Raw genomic sequence first — 13,889 nt, forward strand, 5'->3', positions numbered from 1 at the left:
GCCAGCCGCCTCAGGCCAAAAGCTTCTCCGCCGCCGCGCGCGCTTCGTCACTCACCGCGTCCCCGCTCAACATCCGCGCCAGTTCCTCCCGCCGCGCCGCGCCCGTCACCGCCACCACCTCCGTCCGCACACCCCCGGGGCCCGTCGCCTTCGAGATCACCAGATGCTGCGCCCCGGCGGCGGCCACCTGCGGCGAGTGCGTCACCACGATCACCTGTGCCCCCGCCGCCACCCGTGCCAGCCGCGCGCCGATCGCCGACGCGGTCGCGCCTCCCACCCCCCGGTCGATTTCGTCGAAGATCAGCGTGCCCGCCGCTCCCTCGCTCGCCAGCGCTACCTTCAATGCCAGCACGAACCGGCTCATCTCACCACCACTGGCGATTTTCGTCAGCGGGCCAAAAGTGGCCCCCGTGTTGGTCGCCACCTCGAACAGCACGCCATCCTGCCCCGCCGGCCCCGGCTCCGCCCGCTCCACCCGGGTCCGGAATCGCGCCGCTTCCAGCTTCAGTGCCGGCAGTTCGGCATTGACCGCCCCATCCAGGCGCGCTGCCGCCGCCGTCCGCGCCTCGCTCAACCCGTCAGCCGCCGCGGCATAATGTTTCTCCGCCGCCACCACCGCCGCCCGCAGCGGCTTCAATCCTCCCTCCCCCGCCTCGATCGCCGCCGCGCGCTCCCCCAGCTCCCCCGCCAGCGCCGCCAGGTCATCCGCCGCCACCCGATGCTTGCGCGCCATTGCCCGCAATTCGAACAGCCGCGCTTCCGTCGCCTCCAGATCATCCGGCGTGAATGACAGCGCCTCGCGCGCCGCCGCCAGCCCGGCCTCCACCTCGTCGCCCTCCACCAGGGCCCGGTCGACCGCCGCCAGCGCCGCCGCCAGCCCCGCGTCCGCCTCCGCCAGCCGTTCCAGCCGCCGCCCCGCCTGCCGCAACTGAGAGAGCGCGCCGTCGCCGCCACTCACCAGCGCCTCCACCGCCAGCAGGTCATCCGCCAGCCGCGCGCCACGCTGCATCCTTGCCCGCGCTTCCGCCAGTTCCGCTTCCTCCCCCGGCCGTGGCGCCAGCGCGCGCAGTTCGGTCACCGCATGGCTCAACCACTCCCGGTCGCGCGCCGCGTTCGCCAGCGCTTCCTCCGCTGCCAGCAGCGCCGCCCGAGCCGCGCTCGCCGCTGCCCAGGCCGCCGCCACCGCCGCCGTGTTGCAGCCGCCGAAGGCATCCAGCAGCGCCCGATGTCCCTTCGGCGCCAGCAGACCCCGGTCATCATGCTGGCCATGCACCTCAACCAGCGCCGCGCCCACCTCCCGCAGCAGCGCCGCCGACACGGGCAGGTCGTTCACGAACGCCCGGCTGCCACCATCCGCCTTCACCACCCGCCGCAGCAGCAGCTCTTCGCCCTGCTCCAGCCCATTCTCCTGCAGCAGCGCCCGCACGCCATGCCCGGCCGGCGGCGCGAAGGCCGCGCTCACCACCGCCTGTGCCGCGCCGTGGCGCACCAGCCCCGCGTCCGCCCGGTCGCCGAGCACCAGTCCCAGCCCGTCCAGCAGGATGGACTTGCCCGCCCCCGTTTCGCCCGTCAGCACGGTCAACCCGCCCGCCAGCTCCAGGTCCACCGAAGCGATCAGCACCACATCCCGCAGGGACAGCCGCGTCAGCATGGGCCGCGGCTCAGGCCGCCTTGTGCTCCTGGACGAGCTTGTACGCGCGCTCATACCATTTGCTGCCCGGATAGTTCGCCCCCAGCACCGCCGCGGTCCGCTTCGCCTCCTCGGGGATTCCCAGCGCCAGATAGCATTCCACCAGCCGATGCAGCGCCTCGGGCGTGTGGCTCGTCGTCTGATATTGTTCGATCACCTTCCGGAACCGGATGCTGGCCGCGATCCACTGGCGCTGCTTCTGGTGAAAGCGGCCGACATCCATCTCCTTGCCGGCCAGATGGTCGTTCACCAGGTCGATCTTCAGCCGCGCATCCTCCGCATAGGGCGAATCCGGATAGCGCCGCACCAGCTCCGTCAGCGCATCCAGCGCCTGGCCGGTGGTCTTCTGGTCGCGGCTGGTGTCGGCGATCTGCTCATACTGGCTCACCGCGATGATGTAATAGGCATAGGGCGCATCGCGGTTGCCCGGGTGCAGGCTCAGGAACCGCTGCCCTGCCAGCACGGCTTCGGAATATTGCCGCGCCGCGTAATAGCTGAATGCGCTCATCAACTGCGCCCGCCGCGCCCACACTGAATAGGGGTGCTGCCGCTCCACCTCGTCGAACAGCGCCGCGGCCATCCGATACTGGCCCTTGTCCAGCGTGTCCTTGGCCAGGTTATAGAGCGTCTCGACATCGCGGGCGACATAAGCGGTGTCGCCCTTCTTCGCCCGGTCGCGGGCGCAGCCCGCCACCGTCAGGGACAGGGTCAGCGCCAGCAGCGCGGCGGTCGTGAAACGCGAAACAGCCATGGCGCGGCTTCTACCGGCGGAAAGCCACCGCGGCAAGGCGCGTCCAGGGTCCGCCGTCAAAGCGCCACAACAGCAAGGATTCCGCCCGGAACGGCAGCGGCCGCAGTTCGGCCTGCAAAACCGCGTGGCACCGCTTCGCTTCCGCAGCCGGCAGTTTGTTCGCCAGCGTCACATGCGGGCGAAAACCCGCCTGGTCCTGCGGGATCAGCCAGTCCGCGAACCGCCCCGCCAGCCAGTCCCGCAGCGCCAGCAGCCCATCGCTCTCCACCACCCAGGCGCTGCCCCGCCCAAGAAAGCGCACCCCGGCCAACCACCCCTCTGGCGCCGCGAGATGCCGCGCCGCCTCCCGCAAGGTCGCCGTCACCGCCGCCACCTCCGTTCCCGGCAGATGGTGGAACAGCGTCAGATGCGCCGGCACCCGGTTCAGCGCCGGCGGATAATGCGCCCGCCGCAGCGCCTCCAGCCGCGCCGCCACCGCCGCCGGAAAGCCCAGCGTCACGATCAACGGGGCAAACGGTGGCTCAGGCATCGATACGCCCTACCCTTCACGCGCCATTCAGCCTAGACTTGCCCTGTGCAGCCGATGCGACTTCTCCGGACCCTGATGATCGCCGTGCTCGCCGCGCTGCTGCCGGTCACCAGCGCCACGGCGCAAAGCCTGCTGCGCGATGCCGAGACCGAGGCGCTGTTCCGCGACCTTGCGCGACCGCTCGCCACAGCCGCCGGCCTCAATCCCGACAGCGTGCGGGTGGGCCTGATCGGCGATCCGTCGATCAATGCCTTTGCCACGCTTGGCCAGCAGGTCTATTTCCACAGCGGGCTGATCATCGCCGCCGACAATGTGAATCAGGTGCAGGGCGTGCTCGCGCACGAGCTGGGCCATGTCGCCGCCGGTCATGCGGTGCGCGACAACGAGGGCAGCGCGCCGGCCACCAACATCTCGCTGCTCAGCCTCGTGCTCGGCGCCGCGCTGATCGCGGCCGGCGGCGCCGACGCCGGCCTCGGCGTGATCATGGCAGGGCAGCAGGCCGCCATGGGCAGCTTCCTGGCCTTCAGCCGCGAACAGGAAAGCCGCACGGATCAGGCCGCGGTCGTCTATCTCGCCAAGACCTGCACCTCCGGCCGCGGCATGATCGAATTCTTCAAGCGCCTGCAGGGGGACGAATACCGCCTCGCGATCAAACAGGACAATGCCTATAACCGCACCCACCCGCTGTCGGGCGAGCGCATTTCCGTGCTCCAGAACCAGTTCGAGAACAGCCCCTGCTGGAATCGTCCCACCGACCCGGTGCTGGAGGCGCGCTTCCAGCGCGTGCGGGCAAAGCTGATCGGCTTCGTCAGCGCACCCGAGGCGACGCTTGCGGCCTACCCGCCCGGCAACGGCAGCGAACCCGCCCGCTACGCCCGCGCCTACGCCTTCCACAAACAGGCCTTCCCCGACAAGGCCATCGCCGAGGTGGATTCGCTGCTGAAAGACCGCCCCGCCGACCCCTATTATCTCGAGCTCAAGGGCCAGGTGCTGCTCGAATCCGGCCGCGTCGCCGACAGCATCGCGCCGCTGCGTGCCGCCGTCGCCGCCAGCCGCGGCGAGCCGCTGATCGCCGCCATGCTCGGCCACGCGCTGGTGCAGACCGAAGACCCCGCCAACATGAAGGAGGCGGAAACCGTCCTGCGCACGGCGATCAACCGCGACAACGCCAACCCCTTCGCCTGGCTGCAACTTGGCACCATCTACGACCGGCTGGGGGACCAGCCCCGCGCCGCGCTCGCCACCGCCGAGCGCATCAACCTGTCGGGCGGCGATCCGCGCGGCGCCGTCAACGCGGCCAGGACCGCCATGGCCGGCCTGCCCAAGGGCTCGCCCGACTGGCTGCGCGCGCAGGACATCCTGCTGGTCAGCGAGGATGCGGCGAGCAAGATCAAGAAACGGCGCCGCTGATGGCGCCCCTCAAACATTATTGGGAGCAGATGATGATGCACGGACGCTGGGCATGGCTGCTCGGTGGCGCAACCGTCGCCGCGACAACGATGTTCGCCGCGCAAACCCTCGCCGACCCCGTCACCCCGCCGGACAAGGCCGCCATCGAGAAGATCGTCCGCGACTATATCCTCGCCCATCCCGAGATCATCCCCGAGGCGATCAACCGGCTGCAAACCAAGGAAGTCACGAAATTGCTGGCGACCAACCGGGAGGCGATGGAGACCCCCTTCGGCAGCGCCTGGGCCGGCGCCAGGGACGGCGATGTCGTCCTGGTCGAGTTCTTCGACTTCAACTGTCCCTATTGCCGCCAGGGCGCCGCCGATGTCGCGAAACTGCTCGCCGAGGACCCGAAGCTGAAGGTCGTGTTCCGCGATTTCCCCGTCCTCGGCCCGGACAGCGAGACCGCCTCGATGGCCGCGCTCAGCGCCGCGCAGCAGGGCCGCTACACCGCCTTCTACAACCGCATGTTCGGCACACCCGGCCGCGCCACCCGCGAAAAGGTCATCGCCACCATCCGCGCCGCCGGCCTCAACGAATCCCGCACCGCCGCCGACATGTCCGCCGCCGCGCTGAAGAAAGAGGTCGACAGGAATTTGCAGCTCGGCCGCGCGCTCGGCCTCACCGGTACCCCCAGCTACATCGTCGGCAACCAGATCCTCTCCGGCGCCGTCGGCTACGACGAACTGAAAAAGGCGGTCGCGGAGGCGCGGAAGGGCTGATCAGCTTGGCCGTCAAGCGTCCATCTGCTATAAAGGCGCAATGACAACGATCGAAGTCACCCTTCCCGATGCCCTTGCCAGCGAGGCAAAAAGCGCGGGCCTGTTCGATCCCGGGCGGATGGAAATACTCTTGCGCAACCAGCTTCGCGTGGAGGCGGTCGACCGTCTGTTCGCCGACCTTGCCGTCCTCGATGCAACCGCACACAAGCCGCTGACACCCGAAGAAGTGACCCGCGAACTCGCCGCCGTTCGTCGTGCCCGCGCCGCCTGAGTGCGGATCCTGCTGGATACAAATGTCGTCGTGTCAGCGCTACTGTGGAATGGCCCACCACGGCGATTGCTCATGATGGCACGTGACCATGACGTCATGCTGTTGACCAGCCCTCCCCTTCTAGACGAATTGCGCGATGTTCTCGAACGTCGAAAATTCGCCGCCAGGCTGCAAGCAGCGTCACTATCCCCGATCGACCTTGTTCGCGGCTACGCCGCGCTCGCTTATTCCGTGCGCCCCGATGCCGTCTCGGGCATCGCGCCTGACTCTGACGACGACATTGTTATAGGAACGGCATTGGGTGGTCGTGCAGCCTTGCTGGTCACCGGCGACCACGGCTTGCAATCCGTCGGCCGGGTGGACACGGTGCGGATCGTTGATACCGGAAACGCCCTGCTGCTGATCGGGCAGGAAGCATAGCGCCACAGGAGATGTGGCAAAGCCGCGCTGTCGGACGGATCGAACCGGGGGTATCCCGGTTCGTCCGCCGGCCAAGCCGCACGCGAGTCTGCGAACCTTCGGCGGATTGCGATGCAATCCGCCTCCAGGCCGCAGCCGCTTAGCGGCTGTAGAACTCGACCACCAGGTTCGGCTCCATCTTCACCGGATAGGGCACTTCGTCCAGCGTCGGCACGCGCACATATTGCGCGGCGAAGCCATCGACGTTCACATATTCCGGCGCCTCGCGCTCGCTCGATTGGGTCGCTTCCAGGATCAGCGCCATTTCGCGCCCCTTCGGCCCCACCTCGATCACGTCGCCCGGCTTGATGCGCGCGGACGCGATGTTGCACTTGCGGCCATTCACATGGATATGCCCATGGTTCACGATCTGCCGTGCGGCGAAGATCGTCGGCGCGAACTTGGCGCGATAGATCACCATGTCCAGCCGCTGTTCCAAAAGGCCGATCAGGTTCTGGCTGGTATCACCCTTCATCCGCACGGCCTCGGCATAGACCTTGCGGAACTGCTTCTCGGTCACGTCGCCGTAATAGCCCTTCAGCTTCTGCTTCGCCTTCAGCTGCACGCCGAAGTCAGAGAGCTTGCTCTTGCGCCGCTGGCCGTGCTGGCCCGGCCCATATTCGCGCTTGTTCACGGGCGACTTCGGCCGGCCCCAGATATTCTCGCCCATGCGGCGGTCGAGCTTGTACTTGGCGCTTGTGCGCTTCGACATGATGGCATCCTCTCGCTGTCCGGCGCCTGATTACGCCGAACGAATTGCCCGGATCCGCGCATGCCAGGGCGCAAGGCCACAGGCATGGACCACCGCTTCACCGGACGTGCGGGGTCAAATGCGAAGCGCGCCCCTTAATCGCCCATCCCTCCCCGGTCAAGCAATCGTTGACCGGGCCGCCCCTCCCGCGCTATGAGCGCCGCTCTTTCCCGATATTCCAGCAGAGAGTTGCCAGCCATGGCCCGCGTCACCGTCGAAGATTGCATCGAAGTCGTCCCCAACCGGTTCGAACTGGTCCTGCTCGCCGGCGCCCGCGCCCGCCAGATTTCCGGCGGCAGCGAACTGACGCTGGACCGCGACCGCGACAAGAACCCCGTCGTCGCGCTGCGCGAGATCGCCGAACGCACCATCAGCCCCGAGGGCCTGACCGAGCGCATGGTGCAGGATCTGCAGAAGGTGCAGATCGACGAGGACGATGTCGCCGACGAACTCGGCAGCCTCGCCGCCAGCGCCGAAGCCCTCCGCCTCACCGCCGCCGCCCCCCCGCGCAACCAGAATCTGGGGCCGGACTACGAATAACGGGCGTTATGCCGGGTCGGTCACGATCCGCAAACCTGAAAGCCAATCGTTCGTCCAAGCGCGGTCGCTGGCAGCAAGCCCATCCTCGGTGGGGATCTGCATCCGGACAAAGACAATGCCATGCGCCAGAGGAACGACATAGGTCTCCTGCAATACGGTCAGCGGCGGACTGTCCGGAATATTGAAGAGAAGGCGATAACTCAGGTAGAGAATGCCGGCGGAGCGCTGAACGGAATCGAAGCTGACGCTCAGATGCGGCGAAACCGACTGCATTTGCACCGCGCCCAGGATCATGTTGATCAATCCCGCCGTCGGTGGATCCCCGCCCAGTTTTTCCAGTAGCTTGATCTGATCCGGTCCCAGTTCGTGCGGCGTGCCGGCATCGTCCTTCTCCTGCGTGGCCAGCATGTTGCGCCGCTGGATGTCGCGGATCGTGTCTGTCCGCACATACTGCAGTATCACTTGCGGCCAGGAGTTCACCGTCATGTCCAGCTCATCCTCGCCGGCGGCGACGGCGAGGAGTCGCGTTCGCACTGCATCACGTCGCCAGACATGGACGGTCAACTGTTCCGCGGCTGCATCGATCGGCATCGTCACGCCCTCAACGAACCATCCCTCCCGCTGCAAATCGGCCTCGGACATCGCTTGATAAACAATCCCCGCCACCGCCGGGTCGCGGATATAGAAGCGCCCGCCTTCCAGCGACCGATAGCCATCGCCCAGTGCCAGTGCGCCGTTTGCCGCGATGAAGAACTTGCGCACATCGATCAACGCCTGCTCATCTCCGATGCGCCGCTCGATGCTGGCAAAGCGCCGGTCCCGCTCGGCAAGCTCTGCCTTCAACCCCGCTGATTCCTGCTTGGCAGCGGCAACCTCTCTCTGCAGCGCCGCCGCGGCGTCCGCCCCCGCCTGCCGTTCCATCGCAACTTTGCGGTCGCTGGCCTGATTGCCAAACCACGCCATTACCCCCGCCACCAATCCACCCGCGGCAACCGCCACGCCCGAAACGAGCACCAGCGGATCGGTTTCCAGAAATTCCTTCAGCGGCATTGAATCCCCGCTATCTCGCCTGCACGCCAGCAACTTATTGCATGCCCCCGGCGGCAGCACCATAAGGTTCCTGATGCTCAGGCAATATGAACTGGTCGAACGGGTCAAGGCCTATGACCCCGAGGCGGACGAGGACCTCCTCAACCGCGCCTATGTCTTCTCCATGAAAGCCCACGGCTCGCAGCTCCGCGCGTCGGGCGACCCTTATTTCAGCCACCCGATCGAAGTCGCCGGCATCCTAACCGACCTCCGGCTGGACGACGAAACCATCGCCACCGGCATCCTCCACGACACCATCGAGGATACCGTCGCCACCCCCGAAACCATCCTCAAACTCTTCGGCCCCAACGTCGCCCGCCTGGTCGATGGCGTCACCAAACTCAGCCGGATCGAGGCGCAATCCGAATCCGAACGTGCCGCCGAAAACCTCCGCCGCTTCCTCCTCGCCATGTCCGATGACATCCGCGTGCTGCTGGTAAAACTCGCCGACCGCCTGCACAATATGCGCACGCTGCATTTCATCGCCAAACCGGAAAAGCGCCGCCGCATCGCCCGCGAGACCATGGACATCTACGCGCCGCTCGCCGAGCGCATCGGCATGTACGGCTTCATGGACGAGCTGAAACAGCTCGCCTTCCGCGAACTCGAACCCGAAGGCCACGCCAGCGTCACCAAGCGCCTCGAATCGCTCCGCGCCGGCGGTGGCGACACCGTCCGCCGCATCGAAAGCGGCATCCGCATGACGCTGGAAACCGCCGGCCTACCCCCACTCGACGTCAAGGGCCGCGAAAAGAAACCCTGGTCGATCTGGCGCAAGATGCAGGACCGCCGCCTGCCCTTCGAACAGCTGTCGGACATCGTCGCCTTCCGCGTGATCGTGGACAATCCCGCCGATTGCTACCGCGCGCTGGGCATCCTGCACCAGCGCTGGCCTATGGTCCCCGGCCGCTTCAAGGATTTCATCTCCACCCCCAAACGCAACGGCTACCGCTCGCTCCACACCACGCTGATCGACCGCGACAAGATGCGGATCGAGGTGCAGATCCGCGACACCGCCATGCATGCCGAGGCGGAATTCGGCCTTGCCGCCCACTGGGCCTACAAGCAGAAGACCGACGGCACCGCCGCGCAATATCCCTGGCTCGACGACCTCATCGAAATCCTGGACACCGCCGGCAGCGCGGAGGAAGTGCTGGAACACACCCGCATGGCGATGTTCCAGGACCAGCTCTTCTGCTTCACGCCAAAGGGCGAGCTGATCCAGCTTCCCAAGGGCGCCACCCCCGTCGATTTCGCCTATGCCGTCCACACCACGCTCGGCAACACCTGCGTCGGCGCCAAGGTGCAGGGCCAGACCGTGCCGCTGCGCACCGCGCTGAAGAACGGCGACCAGGTCGAAATCCTCCGCTCCTCCGCGCAAACCCCCGACCCCGCCTGGGAAAATTTCGTCGTCACCGCCAAGGCCCGCGCCGCCGTCCGCCGCTTCGTCCGCGGCCGCGAACGCGACACCCTCATCCACATCGGCACGCAGCTTTTCGCCGACATCAGCAACCGCCTCGGCATCACCCTGTCGGACGAGGCCGTGCTCGCCGCGCTCGCCCGCCTGAAACTCGCCGACCGCAACGCGCTCTACATCGCGCTCGCCCGCCAGACGCTCGCCGACCATGCCGTCATGGACGCGCTCGTCCCCGGCAGCGGCGCGCCGGCGAAGAAACGCGGCAAACGCAGCCCCGTCCTGATCGAGGGCCGCGCCGCATCGGGCATCCGCCTGATGGACTGCTGCGCCCCCGTCCCCGGCGACCGCATCGTCGGCGTCCGCCAGGAAGGCGAGGGCATCGAGGTCCACCGCATCGACTGCCCCCGCCTGGCGGACGCGGAGGAGGCCGACTGGGTGGACCTGAAATGGCACGAGGACGCCGGCGCCGCGGCGGCCCGCATCCTGGTCATCGTCCGCAACGAACCCGGCAGCCTGGCGCAGGTCACCGCGGTGCTGGCGGCGCAACGCGCCAACATCGTCAACCTGCAACTGAAACACCGGGACCGCGCCTTCCACAATTTCCTGATGGATGTGGAGGTGGACGACATCGCCCACCTTACCAACATCATCACCGGCCTGAAAGCCCCCAAGGCCGTGGTCAGCGTGGAACGGGTCGCCGGCTGACATGGCCGCCGCTGTTCCCCCATGCCTTGCTCAGCAAGGACGAGAGCCTGTCCGGGAAATTGCTCAGGCCGTGGCGAGAACGCTGATTTGAGAGCACCGAAGCGCAGCGCACTTAAGGTGCGTGAGCATCGGAGCGCAGCAAATCGGCGTTCGCAGCCCGGCATGGGCGATTTGTCGGACAGGCCCTCACGTTGCGACTTCGATGCCCGCCTCCGTCACCCAGCCCTTGCTGCCCAGCTCGTCCTCAACCTCCCAGAACCCGTCCTGCTTCTTGCCGGTCGGATAGAGCATCGCCCCGGCATCCAGCGGCTTCAGCACCTTCGCCTTCAGCGAGGCGCTCGCATACAGCCGCCCGGACCGCTTCATGCGCACGGCTTTCTCCGCCGCCGGCTGGCCGACAGCCGCCTGCATCCCGCCCAGGTCGTTCACCAGCTTGCGATAGGCGTCCAGATAGGCGAGCGCGATCACCTGGCCGATTTCCGTATTGTCATAACCGCTCGCCCCGCCCGCCGCCAGGAAACCGCCGAACAGGCCCCCGCCCCCGCCCCAGCCCAGGTCGGTCTTCTTCGCCTGCCCCTCGCTGACGAACTCTTCCGACGTCTTGTTGTTGACCACGTTCAGCGTCACGTTCGCGGCGCGCTTCTTGATGTTGATGCCACCGATCAGCCCGCCGCCGATGCCGCCGATCAACCCGCCGATCAAACCGCCCACATTGGTGCCGCCGCGATCCGAATTGCCGGTCACGATGTCGGGGATCAGCGTATAGTCCGCCTCCACCATCTGCCCCTTGCCGACCACCCCGCCACGCCGCAGCTCGCCGCCCGACGCCAGCGCGCGTTCCTGCTGCATCGCCGCCATGCCACGGTTGCTGCGGTTCACCAGCCGGAAGCATTTGGACTGCTGGACATAGACGCGGATCAGCGCTTCGGGCGACCCCAGGCCCAGGTCGCCCCACCAGCGCGTTTCCGGTTCCCCCAGCGCGAGCGTGCCAATGGGCCGCGCGCAATTGGGCAGCGTCGCCTGTTCCTTGGCGCGCGTCGCCTCCGCCGATTCGCTGCGCTTCGAATTGATCTGCGCCAACCCCGGCACCGATGTCGCCACCAACGCCCCCGCAACCGCCGCACCCACGCTCGTCCGAACCCACGCCATAGCCATCATGCCCTCCTGTGCGCCGCATGCTATCCATGAAATCGGCCAAAGACTATTGTATATTCCCGACAGAATCATGCCGTCAGCCGGGCTTTCCTTGTCCATCATCGATGGCTACACCGCCACCATGGCCGACATACCCGACGTCCTTGCCGAATTCCGCGCCGCCGGCGCCCTCCTCGAAGGCCATTTCATCCTCTCCTCCGGCCTCAGAAGCCCGCGCTACCTGCAATGCGCCCGCGTCCTGATGGACCCGCGGCGCGCGGAGCGACTGGCCCACGCCCTCGCCGCGAAACTCCCCGCCGCCGCCCGCGCCGCCACCGCCGTCGTCGCCCCCGCCATGGGCGGCCTCATCTGCGGTTATGAGCTCGCCCGCGCGCTCGGCATCGATTCCATGTTCGTTGAACGCCCTACCGGCACTTTCGAACTGCGTCGCGGCTTTGCCCTCACGCCCGGCCAGCCGGTCATCCTGATGGAAGATGTCGTCACCACCGGCCTCTCCAGCCGCGAAGCCATCGCCGCCATCACTGCCGCCGGCGGCCACGTCATCCACGCCGCCTGCCTCGTCGACCGCAGCAACGGACAGGCCGACGTCGGCGTCCCCCTCACCCCGCTCCTCCGCCTCGACATCCCCAGCTACGCCCCCGACTCCCTCCCCCCCGACCTCGCCGCCCTCCCCCCGGTAAAGCCCGGCAGCCGCGCCGCCGGTTGAGAACCCCGTCCCGCCCTGCTATAGTATATTCAGGAGCTACGAGATGAGCGTCGAAGTCTATCAGGATGAAACCGGACGCTACCGCTGGCGCCTCCTCGATGCAGCTGGCCGCACGCGCCGCATACGCTTCGGCCACATTATCGGCGTTGAGCCCTACCCCGTTGGCAGTCCGGAAGATCGGGCGATGCAGGCCGCCTTTGCCGCCTATGCCGAGCGTCAGGACCGAACGGCCGCCTGATTGACCACCAAGCCCGCCAACCGGCGTATCCGGGTCTTCATCAATTGTCCGTTCGACGCGGAATTCGCGCCAATTCAGGACGCCATCAATTTTGCCGTCATTACCTGCGGCTTCAAGGTCAACAGCGCTGCCACCATCGAAGACAGTGGCCAGTTGCGCCTCGCCAAAATCATCGACCTGATCGCGGACAGCAGCCTCAGCATACACGACCTCTCGCGCGTCGAACTCGATCCCCGATCCAACCTCCCGCGCTTCAACATGCCGCTTGAACTGGGCATTGCGCTCGGCATGAAATATCTCGGACGCAGAAAACTCCGCGACCATCAGCTTCTGGTCCTCGACAGCAAACCATACCGTTATCAACAAAGCATGTCCGATATCGCGGGCGTCGACCCCAAATCGCACGGGAAAAACCCGGCTCAGGCTATTGTCGAGGTTCGCAACTTCCTTGCCGCGCATTCGGCTGAGCGCCTGCCCGGCCCGGATGCAATCAGCAGCCTCTACACCCTGTTCAATGCCGTGCTGCCCAGCGACCTCGCCCCACATCGACAGAAATCGCACGAGTTGACACCTGCCGAACGCCTGCGCCTGATGGAAAGCTTTGTTGCCGGAGCCGCCGCATGACCCACCCCCTCCGCCTCGGCGTCAACATCGATCATGTCGCCACCGTTCGCAACGCCCGCGGCGGCAGCCACCCCGATCCCGTGCGCGCCGCCCATATCGCCGCCGCTGCCGGCGCCGACGGCATCACCGCCCACCTGCGAGAGGACCGCCGCCATATCACCGACGCCGACATCGCCCGCCTGATGGCCGAGATCGACCTCCCCCTGAATCTCGAAATGGCCGCGACCGAGGAGATGCTCGCCATCGCGCTCGCCCACCGCCCGCACGCCGCCTGCATCGTGCCCGAACGCCGCGCCGAACGCACCACCGAAGGCGGCCTGGACGCCGCCGGCCAGCGTGAAGCACTCGCCCCCTTCGTCGACCGGCTGAAAGCCGCCGGCATCCGCGTCTCGCTCTTCATCGCGCCCGAACCGCGCCAGCTCGACGCCGCCGCCCGCCTCGGCGCCCCCGTCGTCGAACTGCACACCGGCCCCTACGCTCACGCAACCGCACCCGCCGCCGAACTCCGCCGCCTCGAAGACGCCGCCGCCCTCGGTTCCAAGATGGGCCTCGAAATCCACGCCGGCCACGGCCTCAGCTTCGCCAACGTCTCTGCAGTCGCCGCCCTGCCCCAGATCGCCGAACTCAACATCGGCCATTTCCTCATCGGCGAAGCCGTCTTCACCGGCCTGGACGCCGCCATCCGCACCATGCGCACCCACATGACCGCCGCCCGCTGATGCAATCGTGGCGTCGGAACCGCCCCAAAGCTCTCCCCCGGCACGGGGGAGCGACTCGCCGCAGGCGAGCGGAG

Annotated in this window: 16 protein-coding genes; 10 read left to right on the forward strand and 6 right to left on the reverse strand. The window is 67.2% G+C overall.

Annotation, left to right across the window (positions count from 1 at the left end):
• Positions 1 to 10 precede the first annotated feature (10 nt).
• Genes recN through H3309_RS09765 form a run of 3 tightly spaced genes read right to left on the reverse strand, consistent with a single transcriptional unit; the run spans position 11 to position 2,970 of the window.
• Positions 11 to 1,651, reverse strand: a complete 1,641-nt coding sequence (gene recN / locus H3309_RS09755; RefSeq protein ID WP_182294547.1) for a DNA repair protein RecN — start codon at positions 1,649 to 1,651, stop codon at positions 11 to 13.
• Positions 1,652 to 1,661: 10 nt separating this feature from the next.
• Positions 1,662 to 2,441 carry an outer membrane protein assembly factor BamD gene (locus H3309_RS09760; protein ID WP_182294548.1) on the reverse strand — a complete coding sequence of 260 codons (780 nt, stop codon included), beginning with the start codon at positions 2,439 to 2,441 and terminating at the stop codon, positions 1,662 to 1,664.
• A 10-nt stretch (positions 2,442 to 2,451) separates the two neighbouring features.
• Positions 2,452 to 2,970, reverse strand: coding sequence for a 2'-5' RNA ligase family protein (locus H3309_RS09765; protein ID WP_182294549.1), 519 nt, complete (start codon positions 2,968 to 2,970; stop codon positions 2,452 to 2,454).
• A 75-nt stretch (positions 2,971 to 3,045) separates the two neighbouring features.
• Here H3309_RS09765 and H3309_RS09770 point away from each other — a divergent pair, with 75 nt between their 5' ends.
• The 4 genes from H3309_RS09770 to H3309_RS09785 are packed head-to-tail and all read left to right on the forward strand — an operon-like array spanning position 3,046 to position 5,832.
• Positions 3,046 to 4,380, forward strand: a complete 1,335-nt coding sequence (locus tag H3309_RS09770; protein WP_243453680.1) for a M48 family metalloprotease — start codon at positions 3,046 to 3,048, stop codon at positions 4,378 to 4,380.
• The gene (locus H3309_RS09775) at positions 4,380 to 5,141 is read left to right on the forward strand and encodes a DsbA family protein (protein ID WP_243453681.1); all 762 of its coding nucleotides are present in this window, start codon (positions 4,380 to 4,382) and stop codon (positions 5,139 to 5,141) included. The genes H3309_RS09770 and H3309_RS09775 overlap by 1 nt, the downstream gene beginning before the upstream one ends.
• A gap of 40 nt (positions 5,142 to 5,181) precedes the next feature.
• A complete protein-coding gene (locus H3309_RS09780) occupies positions 5,182 to 5,412 on the forward strand; it encodes a hypothetical protein (RefSeq protein ID WP_182294551.1) in 231 nt (76 codons plus the stop codon).
• Between the two features lie 30 nt (positions 5,413 to 5,442).
• Positions 5,443 to 5,832, forward strand: coding sequence for a putative toxin-antitoxin system toxin component, PIN family (locus H3309_RS09785; protein ID WP_243453921.1), 390 nt, complete (start codon positions 5,443 to 5,445; stop codon positions 5,830 to 5,832).
• A gap of 139 nt (positions 5,833 to 5,971) precedes the next feature.
• On the opposite strand, the gene rpsD is transcribed toward H3309_RS09785, so the two are convergent.
• The gene (gene rpsD / locus H3309_RS09790; RefSeq protein ID WP_182294553.1) at positions 5,972 to 6,583 is read right to left on the reverse strand and encodes a 30S ribosomal protein S4; all 612 of its coding nucleotides are present in this window, start codon (positions 6,581 to 6,583) and stop codon (positions 5,972 to 5,974) included.
• Positions 6,584 to 6,820: 237 nt separating this feature from the next.
• Between rpsD and rpoZ the strand changes: the two genes are divergently transcribed.
• Complete coding sequence (gene rpoZ, locus H3309_RS09795; protein ID WP_182294554.1) at positions 6,821 to 7,162, forward strand: DNA-directed RNA polymerase subunit omega; 342 nt, start codon at positions 6,821 to 6,823, stop codon at positions 7,160 to 7,162.
• Positions 7,163 to 7,168: 6 nt separating this feature from the next.
• Here the strand turns inward: rpoZ and H3309_RS09800 are convergent, their stop codons facing one another.
• Positions 7,169 to 8,212, reverse strand: a complete 1,044-nt coding sequence (locus H3309_RS09800) for a hypothetical protein (protein ID WP_182294555.1) — start codon at positions 8,210 to 8,212, stop codon at positions 7,169 to 7,171.
• 73 nt (positions 8,213 to 8,285) lie between these two features.
• Here H3309_RS09800 and H3309_RS09805 point away from each other — a divergent pair, with 73 nt between their 5' ends.
• On the forward strand, positions 8,286 to 10,373 hold the full coding sequence (locus tag H3309_RS09805) for a RelA/SpoT family protein (protein ID WP_182294556.1): 2,088 nt from the start codon (positions 8,286 to 8,288) through the stop codon (positions 10,371 to 10,373).
• Between the two features lie 186 nt (positions 10,374 to 10,559).
• Here the strand turns inward: H3309_RS09805 and H3309_RS09810 are convergent, their stop codons facing one another.
• Positions 10,560 to 11,531 (reverse strand): penicillin-binding protein activator LpoB, encoded by a 972-nt coding sequence (locus H3309_RS09810; protein ID WP_207791488.1) that lies wholly within the window; start codon positions 11,529 to 11,531, stop codon positions 10,560 to 10,562.
• Positions 11,532 to 11,649: 118 nt separating this feature from the next.
• On the opposite strand from H3309_RS09810, the gene pyrE reads away from it, so the two are divergent.
• From pyrE to H3309_RS09830, 4 genes are read left to right on the forward strand one after another with little or no spacing between them, the layout of a single operon-like run.
• The gene (pyrE, locus tag H3309_RS09815) at positions 11,650 to 12,234 is read left to right on the forward strand and encodes an orotate phosphoribosyltransferase (RefSeq protein WP_182298635.1); all 585 of its coding nucleotides are present in this window, start codon (positions 11,650 to 11,652) and stop codon (positions 12,232 to 12,234) included.
• Positions 12,235 to 12,277: 43 nt separating this feature from the next.
• On the forward strand, positions 12,278 to 12,472 hold the full coding sequence (locus tag H3309_RS09820) for a YegP family protein (RefSeq protein ID WP_182294557.1): 195 nt from the start codon (positions 12,278 to 12,280) through the stop codon (positions 12,470 to 12,472).
• A complete protein-coding gene (locus H3309_RS09825; protein WP_182294558.1) occupies positions 12,473 to 13,096 on the forward strand; it encodes a hypothetical protein in 624 nt (207 codons plus the stop codon). It begins immediately after the preceding gene.
• Complete coding sequence (locus tag H3309_RS09830) at positions 13,093 to 13,815, forward strand: pyridoxine 5'-phosphate synthase (RefSeq protein ID WP_182294559.1); 723 nt, start codon at positions 13,093 to 13,095, stop codon at positions 13,813 to 13,815. Before H3309_RS09825 ends, H3309_RS09830 begins: the two co-directional genes overlap by 4 nt.
• The last annotated feature ends 74 nt before the right edge of the window (positions 13,816 to 13,889 follow it).

The organism is Sandaracinobacteroides saxicola (assembly GCF_014117445.1).
Classification (GTDB): Bacteria; Pseudomonadota; Alphaproteobacteria; order Sphingomonadales; family Sphingomonadaceae; genus Sandaracinobacteroides_A; species Sandaracinobacteroides_A saxicola.